This is a genomic window from Novipirellula artificiosorum, from assembly GCF_007860135.1.
In the GTDB taxonomy this organism is placed as follows: Bacteria; Planctomycetota; Planctomycetia; order Pirellulales; family Pirellulaceae; genus Novipirellula_A; species Novipirellula_A artificiosorum.
The window spans coordinates 66836-84366 of the sequence record NZ_SJPV01000010.1 but is presented as its reverse complement, the minus strand read 5'-3'; the positions used below and the strand labels follow the sequence as shown (position 1 = coordinate 84366).

At 56.0% G+C, this 17531-nt stretch carries 13 protein-coding genes and 2 pseudogenes; 5 read left to right on the top strand and 10 right to left on the bottom strand.

Translation table 11 applies throughout. The features are described 5' to 3' along the window. Positions 1-21: 21 nt before the first annotated feature. The 3 genes from Poly41_RS23585 to Poly41_RS23575 all read left to right on the top strand — a co-directional run bounded on the left by Poly41_RS23585 (position 22) and on the right by Poly41_RS23575 (position 4282). Entirely contained in the window at positions 22-1446 is a 1425-nt protein-coding gene (locus tag Poly41_RS23585) for a beta-agarase (protein ID WP_146529543.1), read from the top strand. Positions 1447-1549: 103 nt separating this feature from the next. After that, positions 1550-2692 (top strand): glycoside hydrolase family protein, encoded by a 1143-nt coding sequence (locus Poly41_RS23580; RefSeq protein ID WP_146529541.1) that lies wholly within the window; start codon positions 1550-1552, stop codon positions 2690-2692. 117 nt (positions 2693-2809) lie between these two features. Continuing rightward, the gene (locus Poly41_RS23575; RefSeq protein ID WP_146529539.1) at positions 2810-4282 is read left to right on the top strand and encodes a hypothetical protein; all 1473 of its coding nucleotides are present in this window, start codon (positions 2810-2812) and stop codon (positions 4280-4282) included. A gap of 145 nt (positions 4283-4427) precedes the next feature. Here Poly41_RS23575 and Poly41_RS23570 read toward each other — a convergent pair whose 3' ends face one another. Together Poly41_RS23570 and Poly41_RS23565 are read right to left on the bottom strand one after the other, a co-directional pair. Next, positions 4428-4781: a hypothetical protein gene (locus Poly41_RS23570; protein WP_146529537.1), complete on the bottom strand. Its 354-nt coding sequence runs from the start codon at positions 4779-4781 to the stop codon at positions 4428-4430. Further along, on the bottom strand, positions 4732-5406 hold the full coding sequence (locus tag Poly41_RS23565) for a hypothetical protein (RefSeq protein WP_146529535.1): 675 nt from the start codon (positions 5404-5406) through the stop codon (positions 4732-4734). Before Poly41_RS23565 ends, Poly41_RS23570 begins: the two co-directional genes overlap by 50 nt. A 9-nt stretch (positions 5407-5415) precedes the next feature. Here Poly41_RS23565 and Poly41_RS23560 point away from each other — a divergent pair, with 9 nt between their 5' ends. After that, entirely contained in the window at positions 5416-5667 is a 252-nt protein-coding gene (locus tag Poly41_RS23560) for a hypothetical protein (protein ID WP_146529533.1), read from the top strand. Here the strand turns inward: Poly41_RS23560 and Poly41_RS34310 are convergent. From Poly41_RS34310 to Poly41_RS23530, 8 genes and pseudogenes are all read right to left on the bottom strand, one after another. Next, positions 5655-5813 (bottom strand): hypothetical protein, encoded by a 159-nt coding sequence (locus Poly41_RS34310; protein WP_197231572.1) that lies wholly within the window; start codon positions 5811-5813, stop codon positions 5655-5657. The genes Poly41_RS23560 and Poly41_RS34310 overlap by 13 nt on opposite strands. Positions 5814-5828: 15 nt before the next feature. Further along, on the bottom strand, positions 5829-7223 hold the full coding sequence (locus Poly41_RS23555; RefSeq protein WP_146529531.1) for a hypothetical protein: 1395 nt from the start codon (positions 7221-7223) through the stop codon (positions 5829-5831). Positions 7224-7298: 75 nt separating this feature from the next. Beyond that, positions 7299-7595 (bottom strand): annotated as a pseudogene (locus Poly41_RS35785) (hypothetical protein); the annotation flags it as partial. A gap of 71 nt (positions 7596-7666) precedes the next feature. Further along, positions 7667-9349 carry a glycoside hydrolase family 16 protein gene (locus tag Poly41_RS23550; RefSeq protein WP_146529529.1) on the bottom strand — a complete coding sequence of 561 codons (1683 nt, stop codon included), beginning with the start codon at positions 9347-9349 and terminating at the stop codon, positions 7667-7669. Positions 9350-9412: 63 nt separating this feature from the next. Beyond that, positions 9413-12439 carry a glycoside hydrolase family 2 protein gene (locus tag Poly41_RS23545; RefSeq protein ID WP_146529527.1) on the bottom strand — a complete coding sequence of 1009 codons (3027 nt, stop codon included), beginning with the start codon at positions 12437-12439 and terminating at the stop codon, positions 9413-9415. 425 nt (positions 12440-12864) lie between these two features. After that, positions 12865-13389 (bottom strand): DUF1579 family protein, encoded by a 525-nt coding sequence (locus Poly41_RS23540; RefSeq protein WP_197231570.1) that lies wholly within the window; start codon positions 13387-13389, stop codon positions 12865-12867. Positions 13390-13540: 151 nt separating this feature from the next. Continuing rightward, positions 13541-13765 carry a hypothetical protein gene (locus tag Poly41_RS23535; RefSeq protein WP_146529524.1) on the bottom strand — a complete coding sequence of 75 codons (225 nt, stop codon included), beginning with the start codon at positions 13763-13765 and terminating at the stop codon, positions 13541-13543. 965 nt (positions 13766-14730) lie between these two features. Continuing rightward, positions 14731-15681: pseudogene (locus tag Poly41_RS23530) on the bottom strand (IS3 family transposase); the annotation flags it as partial. Positions 15682-16232: 551 nt separating this feature from the next. Between Poly41_RS23530 and Poly41_RS23525 the strand changes: the two are divergent. Next, positions 16233-17522, top strand: a complete 1290-nt coding sequence (locus Poly41_RS23525) for a nucleoside hydrolase (protein WP_197231569.1) — start codon at positions 16233-16235, stop codon at positions 17520-17522. Positions 17523-17531 lie beyond the last annotated feature (9 nt).

Sequence of the window (17531 nt, the reverse complement as noted above, 5' to 3'; positions counted from 1 at the left end):
AAATGAGGCACTAGAACCGCAATGAAGATACAAACAACTCTTTTCGCAACTGCAATGTTCGCCCTTGTGATCGCTATGTTCGCTGAGAGTGCGATCGCAGAGCCTGGAAAAGACTCGGATCTCGCAACCGGCTATGTTCACGCGAAACAGATCGACGGTGTCTGGTGGTTCATTAATCCCGATGGACAGAGGTTCGTCAGCTTGGGCGTGAACCACATCGAACCGCATCTCTGGCTGGCGCCCTACAACAAGGAAGCGACGCTCAAGCGATACGGCCAGGACATGGTGACCGAAGGCGCCCGATTCAACCCGGAGGGCACGGCCGTCAAACGCTGGATCGATCGTCAGATCGAAATCTGCGATGATCTGCACTTCAATACCTTCGGCAAGCACACGCATGAGTCGATCGACCGGGCATTGTACGAGGACAGGATGTACTATATCGCGTCGCTGGAGACTGCTCCCTTGGCCGGCTGGCGAGAGCGCAAGGGCCAGGGACCCCGGCCGGATGTTTTCTCTCGCGATTTCGAAGCGTTTCTCGACCGCCGGGTGCATGACGTGTGTGCCGAAAACAAGGAGAGCCGCAACCTGTTGGGCTACCTTTACACGGACGTTCCCAGTTGGATCATGGGTCAAAAGGACCAAAACGACCGGGACGAGCAAGTGATGATCTACCCATGGATCAACGCCATTCTGCCACTCGGAGAATGGGCGCCCGGCAAGCAGCGTTGGGTCGAACACCTGAGCCGGCGGTACGATTCGCCCGAGGCGGCGGCCGTTGTCTGGGGGCTGCCCGTCAGTCCGGCCTATGGCATTACCTGGCAGGACATGGCCCGATTGCAAACGTGGTTCGAGCCGGCTGACGCAAAGAAGGCCACCGAGGACATGATCGCGTTCATGTACGTGATCTGCGAGAAGTGGTACGGCATGCACCACGACGCGATCCGCAAGTACGATCCGAACCATTTGATTCTCGGTGACAAGAACATGGTCATGTGGCACTACGAGTGGATGATTCCGGCGATGAAGAAGTACGTCGACGTGGTCACCATCCAGGCCTACGGTCGCTGGGAGCAGGATGGCAAGTCAGTCGCGAAACTCTACGAACAACTCGGCAAGCCCATCTACAACGGCGACGGATCCTACAGTTACGTACAGCCGAATCAGCAGGAGTGGGGAGCCAAGGGCTGGCGAACCGAGGCCAGGAGCTTCCAGGAAGTGGCGTCGCTCTATCGCGAAACGCTCGAAGGCATGATGGCCACTCCCTACATGATCGGCTGGCACCACTGCGGCTGCCTGGAACAGTGGGACGCGGCCGAGCGGGGCGATTCGCCCATGAACGAAAACGGCTTTATGGACCCGTTTGAGAACTACCATACCGAGTGGACCGACGTGATCCGCGACGTCAATACCAACGCGGCGAGACTTCACGAAGCCGCCGAGTGAGCGGCCGTCTTCGATAGAATGGGCCGTGACCCTCGATCGGGTTTTCCGCCTCGCGGCAAGGCTCCCTACTACGACGTAAAGGAAAACAATGACCCTCTCGACCATGTCAAAAGCCGTACTCACCGTCGCGTTGCTGGCTCCGCTGGCCCTGGTGCCGGCTGCCGAGCCGCCTGCCAGGGGATTTCCCGGCCGGCTGCCTTTGACGAAACCGACTGACCGACCGCTCAGCGCGGCGATGCAGCGGGCTTATGACTTTTGGGGAATCGCGTCTTTGGGTTCGCCGCGTGGGGTCTCACAAAATGATCGAATGGAGTTGTACAGCAACTTTCGCTACTCACGTTTGGAGGGATTCGACTACAGCTGCAATACGTCTCGACGCGACCCCACGAAAGTCCTCAAGATCGATGGGACTTATTATGTTTGGTACACCCATCGCAAAACCGAGGCTCCCCCGAGCGGCACGGGCAAGGCGACCGACACGATTCCGTCGGCGGATTGGGATCTCGCGGAAATCTGGTATGCCACCAGCAACGATGGCTTCGCCTGGCAAGAGCAGGGAGTCGCGGTTCCCCGGCCGCCAAAACCAGATTATGGCTGGCGCAGCGTGACGACGCCGGACGTTCTCGTGTTCAAAGGGAAATACTACCTTTACTACAAAGGCCAGCCGATCCATTCGAGCGACGAGTCTCCCGGCCTTGAACTTGTCCGCGCACAAGGGCTGGCGATCTCGGAAGATCCACTCGGACCATTCACCAAGCATCCGCTTAATCCCGTTATCACTTCAGGGCATGAAACTTGCCTGTTTCCATGGAAAGGGGGAATCGCTGCCATTACGAGTCTGGATGGACCGGAGAAGAACACCGTGCAGTTCGCACCCGATGGTGTGAATTTCGAAATCATGTCCAGCATTGAAATGCCGCCGCTTGCGCCGGGGCCGTTTGTGGCTGATGCGTTTTCGGATAACGAGGATGGCCGCGGCATCACTTGGGGGCTTTGCCACATTCCGCCGCCGGTCGATGCCACCGCTCCGGGGAACTGGGCGGAAAACGCCCATTTCACACTCGCTCGATTCGATTGCGATTTGAGCCGGGATACTCATCGGTCGAATTTCAAGAGTACCTACCCGGGACGATATGACGAGGAGGCGTTCTTCTCATCGCGAGCCCATCTTTCCGGCTGGCTATTGAACCAGGTGAAGAAGGAGCAGCAGCAACTCGACCGGAACACGATTCTCCAGCAGCAGTGAGTACGGCATCGCGCACAACAGCTCACCGTGGTGGGCGATCCTCGGAAAATCAACCTTTACGATCGGACCATACCTGAAATGAAATGTCCTCTTCTGAGTCTTCTACTCGTCCTGTTCATGAGCACCGTCGCACCATTACGGGCACAGAGTGTCCGATTAGCAGTTGCCCTGGACGCCCACCGTCCCCTTTCGCAGGACATCCACGGCGCGAACAACGAGTGCCTCTTCCGCCCCGTCTGGTTCGACCATCCGGCCTATGCGGAGAAGTACCTGGCGGCCGGGCGACCGTTCTTTCGCTACCCCGGTGGGACAGGCTCGAATTTCTATAATCCCTTCACGGGGTACTACGACGAGGAATCGCCATCGACACGCGACTACACCGGGCATAACAAGCGAGTCGCCCAATTCACCGACGGCGCCGGCCGCGTGCCGGATGAGTACTTTCGGTTCGTCAAGGAACACAATGTCCGCTACAGTTTGGTGTTGAACGTCTGCACACAGACGTTCGAACAGAACAAGGCCTGGCTGGAGAAGATCGCTGAAGAGGGCCACCGCGTCACGGCCATCGAGATCGGCAACGAGGTCTTCTACGGCAGCTACAAATGGGCCTTTGCCGCGGGGGCCGAGTATCTGGATCGTGCGAAGAAACTGACCGCCGTGATCCGCGAGCTGCTGCCGGAGACCAAGGTCGGGGTCGTGCTGCCGAACCAGATGTACCAGTACGACAACCTCCTGACCGATGACCGCTCGGCCGGAATGGACCATCCCTACGGCTGGATCGCCGCGCTCGAGGGTGAGACCTTCTACGACGCGGTTATCCTGCACGTCTATTCGCTGACAGGCATGGCAAATGACGTGAAGCCGGAAGACTTCATCCCCCATATCGAAGGCTACAACAACTGCGACGCCCACCTGGACCACTTCTTCGACAAGACACTTGAAACGCTCGAAACCCGATTCTCCGGCAAGGAAATCTGGATGACCGAGTACGGGGTCGGAGGTTTCGGAGGGAACCTGAAGCAGTACAACCTCCGCTTCTCCCATCTGGGCGCTCTGCACGCGGACGTCATGCTACTGCGGTTCATCAAGCGGCCGTCCGTTACCGTCGCGCACTGGCACTCGTTCCAGCACTTCTGGGACTTTGTCGGCGGCCCGCAAGGAATTGGCGACAAGGAACATCTGCCGTACACCCACTTCTCGGTATTTCGCGACGCAATTCGCAACAGTCACGCCGTGGTCGACATGACGATCCAGACGCGTGGTGACTCGGCAGCCGCTGAGGACCTGGAATCCATTGCGCTCGTGGGAGAAGATCGCGTGCATGTCCTTGTGATCAATCGACACGACAACCAGTATACCGTCGAACAGGTTGCGATGACCGATACGGAAAGAAAGCTCGGGTTCCGCCTGACCGGAGGCATACAACTGACACATCGAGCGGATAGGTCGCTGGCCGAAGCGATGCAGGATACCGAGCGATGTGAGCGCGTCGAGATATCCGCCTCCAACGGCGATTCGATCACACTTCCGGCGTACTCCATCACGCGATTAGAGTATGACTTGAGCCGGACGGCGGACCCGAGAGGATAAAAGAACGACTCCCTGGCGAGACCGCAAACGTTTCCTCCCGACACACATCAGCAGGTTGGCGGCACCTCGCATCGAGCTATGTGGTCGGTCATCACCGGCGCAGGATGCCCACGAAAACGCCAGTTTCGGTCCATGTCAACCTGCCCTAAGATGTCGTGTATGAGTTTTTCGAAAGGGCCACTTTGTCGCAGGATCCTGGCGTGCACGGGCCTGACAGGCCTCGGGCACTTGCGCCCAGCCCAGTCGTGCTCGGGTGGCGGACGACATTGAACTTGTCGCGCTGCAGGCCATAGTTGTCGGTGACATACTTCTTCATGCGCGTCCAGTCGCCCTCGCCCACCCGATAGTCGACCCACCAGTCGCGTGGCAGCTGGATCTTCTCTCCTTCGCCACCGGGTTCCTCGTACCAGTAGACGGCAAAGCTGCCGTCGTTGTACTTCGGGTCGCCTTCAAAGAAGACCTTGTTGAAATGCCGGGTGCTCTTCTCGGCGACCTTCATCGTCGGTCCTTGCTGTGTACGAAGTGATCTGTGCCGATGAAGAAAGCACGGTGCTCATGCCGTCATAGATCAGCCGGCCGGTGCAGGTTTCGTTTTCGACTGGGTGCGTAACAACTGTGCCGCCTTCGGCAATTTGAACCGCGTTATTGCTCTGGTCGAATCGCACTTTGGCGGTGCAGTCGATGCTCAGCTTCGGAATCACCAAGCTGTGACCATCGAAGCGAAGTGTGATGGGCGAGCCGGATACGATGATCGAACAAGCCACATCGTTGGCAGCGATGAATTTCTCTTCATGAATCTTGATGCCAGCGACTTCGTACGTGCAGATCACCTTGTCCGGTCGCCACACCATCGAGGTCGGTACAGGGTGCGGATATTCTTGATCCCCAATGATCACCGTGCCGTACGCGATTTTGGTTTGGGTGTAAAACTCCCAGCCGCGGAAATCGTGTCCATAGCCACTGCCCGCGTGCTGTGCCAACCCAAACCCGCGAGCGCGCAAGTCGTGGTGGAAGGGATGCGTCAGTCCAATCGTCTCGTCCTCATGATGTCGCCAGCAATGGTACTGCCCGCCCACGACATCAATGTCCGTCGGTGCAGTATCACCGACGAATCGTTCACACACCTCGCACAGATGGACTCTCTGACACGCATCCGTGCCGTCAAGACCTATGTCACGGACGTCGGCTTAGAACACTTGGCAGGCATAAAGAAACTTGAGCTGCTGGACCTGCGCGAATGCAACCAACTCTCCGATAACGGAATCGCACATCTTCGGGGGCTTACGCAACTCAAGGAACTAGAGCTACAAGGTCCAGGAATCACCAGTATCGGACTTCGGAATCTAACGGCGCTGCAAAAACCTTCGCGCACTCAGCTTGCATGATTGCAGCGTCGACGACGCGGGCCGGGAATGCCGGTGATATAGTCGTTGAGATCATCGCAGACGATCAGCACTACATTGGGCTGGGTTTTGGCGCAGACACTGGAAGCCACCACTGCAACGAACAGACTGATTAGTACTCGTTTCATCTCTTCTTTTCTCTTCTAGTGCTTGTTGCGGTGTTCCAATCGATAGCGATACAGCGTGTCTCCCATCTCGCGCGATGCTTCGACCATTTCAGGATACGGCCGATCAACGATGTCCACGAATCCGATCTGGTAGTTCTCGCCGTCTCCTCGGCCGGTGAAGAGCTGGTCGGAGTACTGGAACCAATGGGCGCCGACGATGCGATCGTTTTCCAGAGCTTGGTGAACGTAGTCGGCATAGGCCCGGGCCCGTTGTCGCTGATTGGCGACGGCCAGCAGACCCGTATGCGGCAGTCCTCGATCGAGCGCACCAAAATGGAACTCGCCGATGATCATTGGCTTGTCGAGGCTGTCCGTCGGCAGGACTTCGTGGACGACGGCCAATTGGTAGCGGTTCATGCTAACGACGTCGCAGTAAGCGGCCGCCGCGCGGTAGGCAGCGCGAGGTTCACCGTCGCCGTGGATGCGGCTGCCCAGGTAGAGGACGTTCGGGGCCACCGCCTTCAGCTGCTCGCTGACGACTTTGTAGTAGGTCTCCACGACCTGGGGTGTGTTTTTTTTGGGCCAGTGCAGTTCGTTGTCGACGAAGACGCCCAGGCACCATGGATCGTCCTTGAACTCGGCGGCCCACTCGGCATTGAGCCTTCCTCGCACGGTGGCGCGAAATACCGCTTCGTCGATCGAGGCCGAAACCTTCTTGGACATGCCGGAGCCCGCCGCAACGACATACGGGGTCCTCCGCACGTGGTAGAGGTCCGGATCGGACCAGTTGGCAAACGTATTCATACCCCAGGAGCGCAACCGCCTGTGGGTGAGGTCGCCAGCTTCCTCTTGCCATCGGTGACCAAACTTACGTTTCAGGTTGGACGCGCGGAAGTCGCCGTCGGGCACCTTTTCGGAAAAGTAGTTCTCCCGCTGCCAGATCTTTGTGCTTTGCGACAATCGCACGCCCGTGATCCCGTGCGACCAGAACAGTCGACCATCGGGATCGACCAGCCACCACTTTCCGCGATACTTCTCCGTGCGGAAGTGGCCCATCGCTTCGAGTTGGGGTCCGGCGGCCCAGCCTCCATATCGGTCCCAATCGACCGGGCCGGGGTGGGCGTCCAGATCCACGAGTTCCGCCCAACGCTGGGCGGTAATCGCTTCCGCCGATCGTGTCTTGCCCGGCCACGTCCCGTGCATGTATTGGCCGTACCGATCGACGAACGGAAAGAAGTCGGACTGCAGTTCCTGCTCACTCGGCGGCGCAAACCTGCCGGTGGCGCGGATGTTGTCGATCGAGAAACACATCGACTGGTTCGGACGCGACTTGCTGATTTCGATCGTGTCGAGCTTGGTCAAGTCCGGCGCCTGCCAATGTGCGAGCACCCCGCCAGGCAAGCCTCGCATATCGCGAAAGAACTTCAGCATGTACTCCGGCGGCTCACTTCGAAAGAACGTGAGAAGCATCGTATCGGTCTCGCCAGGTTCTAGGCAGACGACGCTTCGGGAAGCTGTTTTCTCTTGACCGACCGAAATTTGAGCGAGGACAGCGATCGGTTGCGAGTCTCGATTCGTCACGTCGATCGCTACGCCGGAAAAGGATGACAGGTCCCAGCCGGGCGAGGTGAGTCGAATGCGGGAAGGCTCGCCCTTACCGTGCAGAGTCACCTGGAGCGCGCGACCGGTCGCGCCTTGCACGAGTTCCGTTTCGGCGCGCTGGTGGATAATCGACGTTGGCTCGGATCCTTGATCGAAGTCGCAGAGGACATCGTCCGACCGAACCGATCCCAGCGAGACCATCAGTACGGAAACCGACAGTAGAGGCGAAAGGAAAGAAGGTACACGCATGATTGGCTCACAAGTAAAACGCATCATTTCTTTCTCGCTTCAATCTCTTCGCGCGTCATGATCCCATCGAGTTTCGCTTTGTCCTGGTAAACCGCTATGTAGTCGATGGACAAGTAATTCGGGAATACTGCCGGATGTTTGTCGTTGGGGTTGAAGGGGCTGCCTGGGTTGGTTTGAGCCAGCACGCCATTATTCAAGGTTAGGTAAAGGGCTTCATCTGGCCATGATCTTTGGGCATGCTCAGCTGGCATATCGTAAGGATCAGAGCCATAACGATGCTTACGATGGACTTCTTCTCCATTGAGATACCAAACCATCACATCTCCAGCCCATTCGAAGCCATAAGTATGCCAGATCGTGTCGGCATTGTGTTTTTCGACAAAGCTCTGCGATAGATAGGATGTGTTTCCATTTTTTAGCCAGGTTTGAGGCCATTGGGTCGGATAAATGTATCGCATGGCCATGTAATCTTGATGATTCTCACTCCAATGCCAGCCGAAGTATTCCCAGATATCGATCTCGGGAGGCCAGGTTTTGATTCCCACCATCCAGATGGCAGGCCATACGTTTTTTCCATTGGGAAATTTTGCGCGGACCTCAAGATAGGTGGGATTCTTCGTGCCATTGAATCCAAACTTATCAAAGGAGTTGATCCATCCGCTGGTGTAGTCAAAGTGGGTCCGACTAACGGGAAAGTCTGCAGGCCTTGGAGTCTTCCGCCAACCCATAGCCTTCACATCCCACTCCCAGGGTGGAGGCTCGGTTCCGCGATATCGTCGTTTCTGGTTCTGCAAAAAGAGGACGCCGTCCTGAACGAAGGAGTCTTCATCGGTGATGTACCCGGCGTACTTGTCTTGATTGAGGATATTGAGGCCGCCTCCTCGCTTTTTGTTCACAAGGTGAGAACTTCCAGTTTCCTTATTAGAGATGCCTCGATTCCATTTGCTTTCGTCAAACGTAACAAAATGGTCTTCAAAAACCCGGTTCGAATAGCGTGAAGGAACATGGGTTGTGGGATAATCGTCGGACGCTAGTCGGCCAGCCGCGATCTTTTCTGGCCATTGTGCTTCGACCATTCTGTCAGCGATGTGAATGGCTGTGGCCACACCTTGGCTGTCGTTCAAGGGGTCTCCTGGTTCAGCCCAGAGCTTTGTATCATCCAGATAGATGTCATCAACGAAATACTCGGTTGTTCCTCCGCCGGTTCTGCCAAAATCGATGCCGGTGACCTCCGTCGCTTTGACATGATCGGACAGGCAGATCGATATGTTCCACCACCCGTCCGAACCTTTGGAACAAGTGCTACGCCCCGTTCCTAACAGTCCACCCTCTTTCTCTGCGATTCCACCAACTTTCAAAACCTTATTGTCACTGACGAAACGAACTCTCGTTTTCCAGGCATCACGAGCTGGATCCCGAGCCAGTTTGAAAGTCAAGATACTATTTTCCTTCGCACGGACTGGAAAGCGAAGACAAGAAGCGTCGATGTTATTGTTGAGTGTGCCTGTGGTATCGATTTTCAGGTACCCTCCAGTCGCTTTTTCTCCGCGCTGCCAACTGGGCCTGTCGTCGATGGGCTCGGCCTCGATGGTCGAGGCGCTGTCACGGCTTGTCCGCGTGTGGTCGGTCGCCAAACACGACGATGCCAACACAACATGCCAAGTCGCAATTGTGACGCAGCAGAAGTTGAAATTCAGGTATCTCATATCTCGATCATTTCCTGGACGTGTAAGGTAATCCTCTTCTGGGGCTACCGTGCCTGTTCGATGCTAATGATGTACACCATCAGCATCGCTTTGCCCGACTTGGTTGAGCATGTTAACGAGCAGCTTGTCCGCAACAGGGTCTTTGCCCAAGTTCTCCATGATCCTGAGGGTAGAGTACAGAATCTTGCCGTCGCTGTTGCCCTCGGTTACGAGCAGCACGTCGGCTGCCCAGAGCACATCGCCGATGCCGTTGTAATGACGAAGCGAGTTATCCATATTTTTATGTTGGTCGTACGTAATGACACCGCTGATGTATTGGCCTCTGTTAGGGCGACAGATCGACTTGTTCGCGCAGACGTTTTCGTAGACTCCACTCATCAATTCGTTTGTCGGCAGGCCGTCGAACACGGGGTGATCGGTCACAATGTGATTTCGTGAGATGTAGTTTCCTTCCGTCGCGTACAGTTTCCCACTCAGCGGCAGTTGGTCCACGTCACTGTCGGTCAAGACTCGCGGTACGATCCAACTCCAACTGCCGTCATCATCTTTCGGCTTTGGCTCGGGATTGGGAGCCCCCCAAGTTAGGCTTGGCCCGGCGACATCAAGGCATATCGCGTATCCGCCACGCGTGACAAACTCCTTGACCTCGCCGACGGTCTTTCGAAAGTCGGGCGTCGCCTTGCTGATCGCTCCGATAACCACCGGACATGACAGGTCCAAGTCCGAAGAGAATGGAATTGTCTTGATGCCGTTATTCTTTAGATGAGCACTCACCGTATTGCCGGTTTCGACGACGGACACCTGCCCTGTCGGCCTGCCGATTTGTTCTCTCTCAAAGACATCAAATGCCCGCTGATTGCTCGTGATCAGTCGGCCGGATGGATCCTTGACATCGACTCGAACACGGTAGCTACCTCGCATCGAGTCGGTCTTAATTAGATCCGTGTAGAGGTCCGAGATCCCGTGTTGGAAGTCCTTGGTGAGCGTGTTGGTGGAGAGCGTTTTTCCATCGAGTGACTCGACGTGGACAGTCACTATCGCTTGAGTGGACCGCAGTTCGTTGATTCCCGTAATAGATACTTTGGCTTCTTGTCCCGCATACACATTCCGTGGAATGACATGAACGGAAACGATTTGTGGCTGGTTGGCCTGCTTGGTCATCTCGTAGGCCAAGGTTTTGGGATTCCGCCACAGATCGAGAATCGCCGCACCCAGGATCCAATCGCCGTCGGTCAGGGCGTGAATGCAGTAACCGCTGATCTCGGGATTCGTTCGCGTGGCCTCGATCATACGCTTGTTGGCGATGCCGTGTATTCGTTGCTCTTCCAGGCAGTAAGCTCGCAGATCCGGAAATGCCTTGTCGAATCCGGTACGCTTGAAGGCGTGTCCCAGATGTTTCTCCAAGTTCTTGGTTGTAACGGTCGCCGGCAAGATCGGGTTTCCACGTTCCCGAAACATCGCGTTGTTTCCCACGATGTCGGGCCAACTGGCATAGCCGAGTTCCGACAGATAAGACATGAGACCTGGCTGTACGTTCTTGCCAGGCATCGGCAGGCCCGCCAAGCCCATCGCTCTCTGCTCTTCCTTCGTTTTGCCAATCAACAGGATGCGATCGTACTGCGACTGGTTTACCTGCCCACCAGGATAGAAATGGACATCGTTGAACTTGACCGGTTCGGACTGGTAAGGCAGATACATGTTTGCACCTTGGGCCCATCCGCCCGATTCATCAAGAATCAGCCGCGTCGGGTCGAGCTGGCGCGAAAGAATCGCCATCGGACGCAGCAATCGCTTTAGGACGGGCTGTTTCAACTCGTTGAATAACTCCCATTGCACCACGCAGGCACGATTGCGGTCGCGCAAGATGCTCTCGCTTACTTCGTTTTCCACCCAGCCAGGCAGCCGAGCCGATTCGGACGGGAAGCCCATACATTCCACCACCAGGCTACCGACGGTCAGGACGCCCAGCTCATCAGCAAGGTCCAGCCACATCGGTGGCGGCGGCTTGCGCCAAGGGCGGATCATATTGAAGCCAGCCTCTTTGGCGAGCCTGATCTCGCGGATCGCCATTTCGCGGCTGTCGGGATAGGCCACGCCGGTCGGGTAAAGGCCCTCGAAGAACGTCGCTTTCAGGTAGAGCGGCTTCCCATTGAGATAGAACTGTTTGTTGCGAATCGTGAACTCTCGCATCCCGAATCGCGTCGTCCATTTGTCCGAGACCGCATCGGCTGACACCACCCTGACTTCGGCGCGGTACAGATGAGGATCGTCGGGCGACCAGTAGGTGGCGTCGGGTATGTGCAACGTTTCGCTGTGCTGGTTCAATCCCGGTTTGAGGTCATATTTCTTGCGCAATGTGGCGACAATACGCTCGGGCGTTTTGGTTGAACGAATCACGATCTCCACATCAGCGGATGTAGTTTGGTCGCCGGTGTTGCTCAATTGCATATGCAGTGCCGCACTGTCATCGGCGATCTTCGGCTCGATAAACGTGTCTTCCACGTAGACGGAATCGGTGGCGACCAAGCGTACCGACTGCCAGATGCCGCCGGTGATGCCGCCGCGCCATTGCGGCGTCTCCATCTTCCCCACTCCGTCGATTCGTTTGTCCTGCAGCAAAATCGGACCAGCGACGCGCACGACGAGTGTATTCTCCCGGTCGAGTCTCAGGAGATCGTCGACGCGGAATTCGAAAGGCGTGAATCCACCGTCATGAGTGCCGACGGCCGTATTGTTCACCCAAACTTCTGAGAAGAAGTTAACGGCATCAAAGTGCAAACGAACGACCTTCCCATTCCAATCCTTCGGAACGGTGAACTTGCGTCTGTAATAGGCCACACCTTCGTAGTCTTTCTCAAGCTCCTCCCAGCAGCTCGGAACTGGAATCTTCTGCTTTTCGACCAGCGCCGAAAACGCCGCATCCCGGTGCCAATCCGCCGCCCGACCCTTGTTGCCTGCATCAAAGGCGATCTCCCACGTTCCGTCCAAAGATACATGTTGCCTTGCGGCTGCGGTTGGTTCCGCCAGGGCAGAATGACTAAGAAGGCTGCACACGATTGCCAATGAGGCGGTATATCGGACAAAGATCATGGAGCGTGCTCCTGTTCGCTGCGATCGGGGTTGGGCTAGGCGGGGCCTTCGTTTTATTTTTCCTATAGTATGACAATAATACAAAGCGGGAGTCAATGCAGTGAGCCGGTTTGGCAAGAAAAAACCGCTCGATACACGCCGCCCCCGGTTGGCCCGACACCGGTACCTAGTTATCCACCAATCGTGCAGCTTGCGTTCTTCTTGCAAATTGAACCCGGCGAGAAGAGAACGACCGCATTGGACTTGTTGTTTTGGCGGTACTGATTGTCGTGCCAACGGCCATCGACAATGCGTCTGGCAGTTGCATAGCGGCAAGGCGGAAACTAGCCACCAGCGACGAATGGACCCGTGTGCTTTGGTGGCGTGGCAGGGGGGCCGGGGCAATGCGGGGCCCTATGCCGATCGACATAGTTCTGGCTGCTTCTTTATTTGCGGCGCGTTCTTCGTTCGATTGAGCGACCAACCTCGCGCCCTCCACTCATCGAGACTTTGGACACATCGATGGTATCACCGTCACGGAATTCTTCGGTTGTCGTTGTCCGCACGGTCTGTTTTGACAGTGGCTCGGAGTATTCTGAGACCCACACCATCGTCGTCGTTTTGGGATCCCAAGTCCCCGTGTAGGAAAGGCTACGACCATTCGACAAGAATGCCCACCGTTTGTACTGGCTCGTATTCGCGTCGTAGGTTGTCAACACCTTAATTTTCGCATTGTAGGGTACGAATCGGGCTTTCAGTTCACCGGTCTGTTCGAGATACGTACCACCCAGCACGCATTCTCCACTGAGTGTTCCTTGCGAAAAAGGATCGTCCGCATCGAAGGCGAGATCCCAGTCGCCGACGTAGCCGCGCAGTACGCCACGCTCTGTAGACTTCGACGGCGTACTTCTCTTGGCAGAGGCAACAAGAACGATCAACCCGAGACAGACGATCGAAAGGGTACGGATCATTTTAGTTTCCTGCGGATCTGTCAGAACGAATTGCATCAGCGGGTGCGAGGAGAAAAGCATGAGTACAGGAATCAGTGCATCGAGCTCTCCGCTGGATGCGTTAGTTATCCGGCATTGGTGTCATCATACCCCGACGAGGTTCGTTTGAACGCTATTGCTGCCTCTGAAGTGGGCACCCGCACTGCGGGCAGGTCGTAGCGCGGAGTGACACAAATCGCCCACAATCCGGGCACGGTTTCAAGTTCGGGTTGTTGCCGGACGCTTTACGGCTGCGTGTCAGGACGACGACCAACGCAACCACGATGGCAACGGGGATGAGCAAGATGACGCCGATGATGATCAGCTCCATCAGGCCCGGTGCACCAAAAGCAAGCATGCGATTGTTCCTGGTTTAGTGACGATCTAGCTGGCCGAAGCTTCGCCCAAGAGATTGATGGCAACGTTGGGATCCGATGCCCAGCCGGATAACTTGTGTAAAACCTGAAGGACCAGCGAGATTCCCTGGGAGGAAACGACCTTCACCGGTTCGTTCGAGTGTTCTCGATTGGAAGGAAGATCAGCCGGAGACCTATCTTCACCGATCGCCACAGTGCTGTCAAATTCCCAACTGAGCCAGCAGGTGGGCGTTGAGTGTTGCGACGCCCCTGTCAAATCCAGTTGCCGGCGAGGAAAGTGGCCGGTACAGGTAGTCTGTGTTTGATGATCAAGTTCGACAACGAATCCCAATGAAGCGGTGGTCGTCAACTATTCTCGTTTTCGGTGCCATTTCAACTGGTCTTTCCCATCAACCAGATACGAATATCCGTAAGCCGTTTTCTCCCATTTCCCAGTGTGTTCGGTCTTTACTCAATCGTTGTCGAAAAACAATAACTTCCCTGCGACGTTGGTGTCTGACAGTCGCTTGAAGTGTCCAACTGAGTACCCTTTGCCTGGGTGGTAGCCCAAAGCAAGTAGTTGTTGGTCGATGCCGAATGTGCCCTGGAATTTGTCGGATGAAGCCAAGTAGCAGTTCCTGGCTGTGTTAAGATCGATTGATATTTTATTTTTACGCTCCGCGGAACGTGTCAACAAGTTTGAGACAACAACTTTTGGAAATTAGTGACTGAAGCCAGCTCTATCAGGGGCCAGCCCCCGAACCCCCGGGATTTTTCCAGGCATTGCTCGGGTGTTCAAAGGTTCGTTGTCGGCTAAGTTCGTTGCGTTCGGTGAAACGGAAGCTGGCTCTGCGGGGACGCAACCAGCCAAGGGATAACCGGATCGAGGGTGCGTCAAAGACGCTTCTTGCGGGCCTCCAGGACAATGAATTTCTGGAGGCCTTTTTTCGTTTGCCGACAACTGAACCGGAGGATTGATCCATGCAGCAGTCGGCAGTTTCGCTGGTCGCGGAACACCGTTGACGAATCGCTCAGGGTTTGTTGCAAACGCCAGATCCAAGGTGTTCGTTCGTGACGCGATGATGCCACCGGCCAGTCCGTAGTGCAACGACGCCGGTGTCATCAACCCGATCCCGCTGTGGTAATGCTCGTTGTTGTACCAGCCAAAAAACTGACGGCTATGCGACAGCGCGTCTTGATAACTTCCGAATCGGTTTGGAAACTCCGGTTGGTACTTCATCGTCTTGAACTGGCTTTCCGAATAGGGATTGTCGTTGGATACATGAGGGCGGCTATGGGATTTTGTGACGCCCAAGGAGCCCATCAAATTGGCGACGCTGTGCGACGTCATCGAAGGGCCTCGGTCACTGTGAATGATCAGTTGATCACGCACGACTTTTTGCTTCTCAATTGTTTCCTGAATCAGTTTTTTGGCCAAATTGGCTTGTTCGCGATGAGCCAGCATCCAGCCGACGGTGTACCGGCTGAAAATGTCGAGGATCACGTAAAGATAATAATAAGTCCATGTTTCGGGTCCTTTAAGCTTCGTGATGTCCCATGACCAGACTTGGTTAGGGCCTGTCGCGAGCAGTTCGGGTTTTCGATAGTTCGGGCGTTTGAGTTGATCTCGTCTTTCCCGACTGGTCTTGTTTTGAGCAAGGATTCGATACATCGTCCGTACGCTGCACAGGTAGTTGCCTTCGTCAAGCAGCGCGGCGTAAACCTGATACGGCGACTGGTCAATGAAGCGATCGCTGTAAAGTTCCTGGCGTACGTTGTTGCGTTCTTCTTCACTCAACGCACGAGGCGAAGCAGCACGACTGACCGTTTTCTGTTGTGGTAGACGTCGTCGGTAGAGTGTCGCCCGGGACACCGTTAAAGCGTCACAGGCGTTGCTCGCCCTTCCTCGCTCGCAGATTTGCTCAGCGTACGCGCGGAAGTTGCATCGTCTTCATGCAATTGCAGATCATTCTAAGTCGCGTCGGTCATTTTCACCTCAGCGCGGAAAGGCCGATGGCTAAGTCCGCGCGGTTTCATGGACCGGATGCAGCTATAACACCACGAGCCAGTGACGTGCGTTAATGTCCCGAAAAAAGTTCGTTCCCATCGAATCTCCCTGGTGGGAGGTGGGGTGCATCCTTTCCGCATCACGGCAGTCTCGAGTTGCCGTCTCGGAAAAAAAAACGCCCTCAGGTGTTCAAGTTGATTGCCCTCACTGCACAACATTCATTCGAGGTCAGTTTTAAAGAATGTCCCGATGCCGACGCCGCCCAGCCGAGCGCTATACAATCGACGGTCCGATCAATATCGCCGCCTGCTGCCAATTCGATTACGTCGCCGCGGGGAGGAGAAAACTGGGAAGCGGGCGCGAAGCACGATCTGAACGGCAGGCCAACCCCTTTGCCGCCACAGCAACAGAATTGATCACGCACTGAAAATTGAAAAGTACTGAATACAGGGAGAGTGATTGTGTCCAAACAAAGCCAGCTTATTCGCCAGACGGCCTCAGCCTTGCTGGTTTGCGGTCTCATCACCAGCCTGTTGCCCGGTTTGGCCATCGCGCAGAACCCGTCCACGAGTGCAGTCGCGATTGTTCCGCTCGATGGGCCGGTGCTGGCCGGCAAGCCCGTGACGTTCAAACTTAATGGCAATCCGAGCAACCCTCATTGGGATCTCGGAGACGGGGCGACGGTTGACGGCTCGTCGGTCACCCACACCTACCAGGAACCAGGGATTTACCGCATCGTCATCGGATCCAAAGTGGGCGACACTTTCAACGAGCTATCTTCCGCCATCGTGCGAGTCCACACGCCAGAAACACTGCACTTGCCGCAGGTCCTTCTCGACACCGACGCACGCAACGAAGTCGATGACCAGCATTACATCGCCTACGGCCTGTTCAGCAACGTGGACGTGCTGGGCATCAACAGCGCCCATCACGGTCCCCACCGCATCAATCACTTTGGCGTTGCCCAGGAGCCGATCAACTATGGCGAGATTCTCTACATCATCGAACTCAGCCGCATTAGCGGCCTGTTAAAGCATCGTTCTGAAAACCAAATTCCGCAGGTGTTCCACGGCGCCAAAGTGCCGTTGCAGGTTCCCGCCAGTGGCAACTGGTCGGACACGCAACCAATCGAATGCGAAGCCAGCGAAGCGATTCTAGCTGCGGCTCGTGGCGCTTCGCCCGACAATCCGGTGTGGGTCCTGCCCGTCGGGCCATGCACCAACATTGCCAGCGCGATTCTTCTGGCCCGTGAACAAGGATTGGACCTGAGGAGCCGAATCAAAATCGTCTGGCTGGGGGGTGGCTCAGAAAAGGTCAACGTCAGGAGTCACAACGGAGGCAGTGACCCTTGGTCGGTCTTTGTGACCGGTCAGAGCGATGTCGATTTCTGGATCATCCTGGAGAATCCCACCGGTGCCAGCATCACCATGGACAAACGCGCCGAGTCGGGACTCTATCCCGACAACCGGCTGGGCCAATACCTGGAAGCGATCACGCCTGCTCGCGAGAAAGCCCTCTTCGACGTGGCGACGATTTCCATGGTCATCGGCAACCACCTTGGGAAGCCTTGGCTGACGTCGGTCGAGCCTTCCGTGGTGCTCGGTCCGGATGAGCAATACCAGTGGAAGCAGGTCGACTCGCCAACGACCGTTCATATCATTCGCGATATCGACCAGAAAGCGATGAAAACCGATTTCTTCAATACCTTGAACGGCAAGCCGACCACTCTCCCGCCCATGCAACAGAAATGATGAAGGACT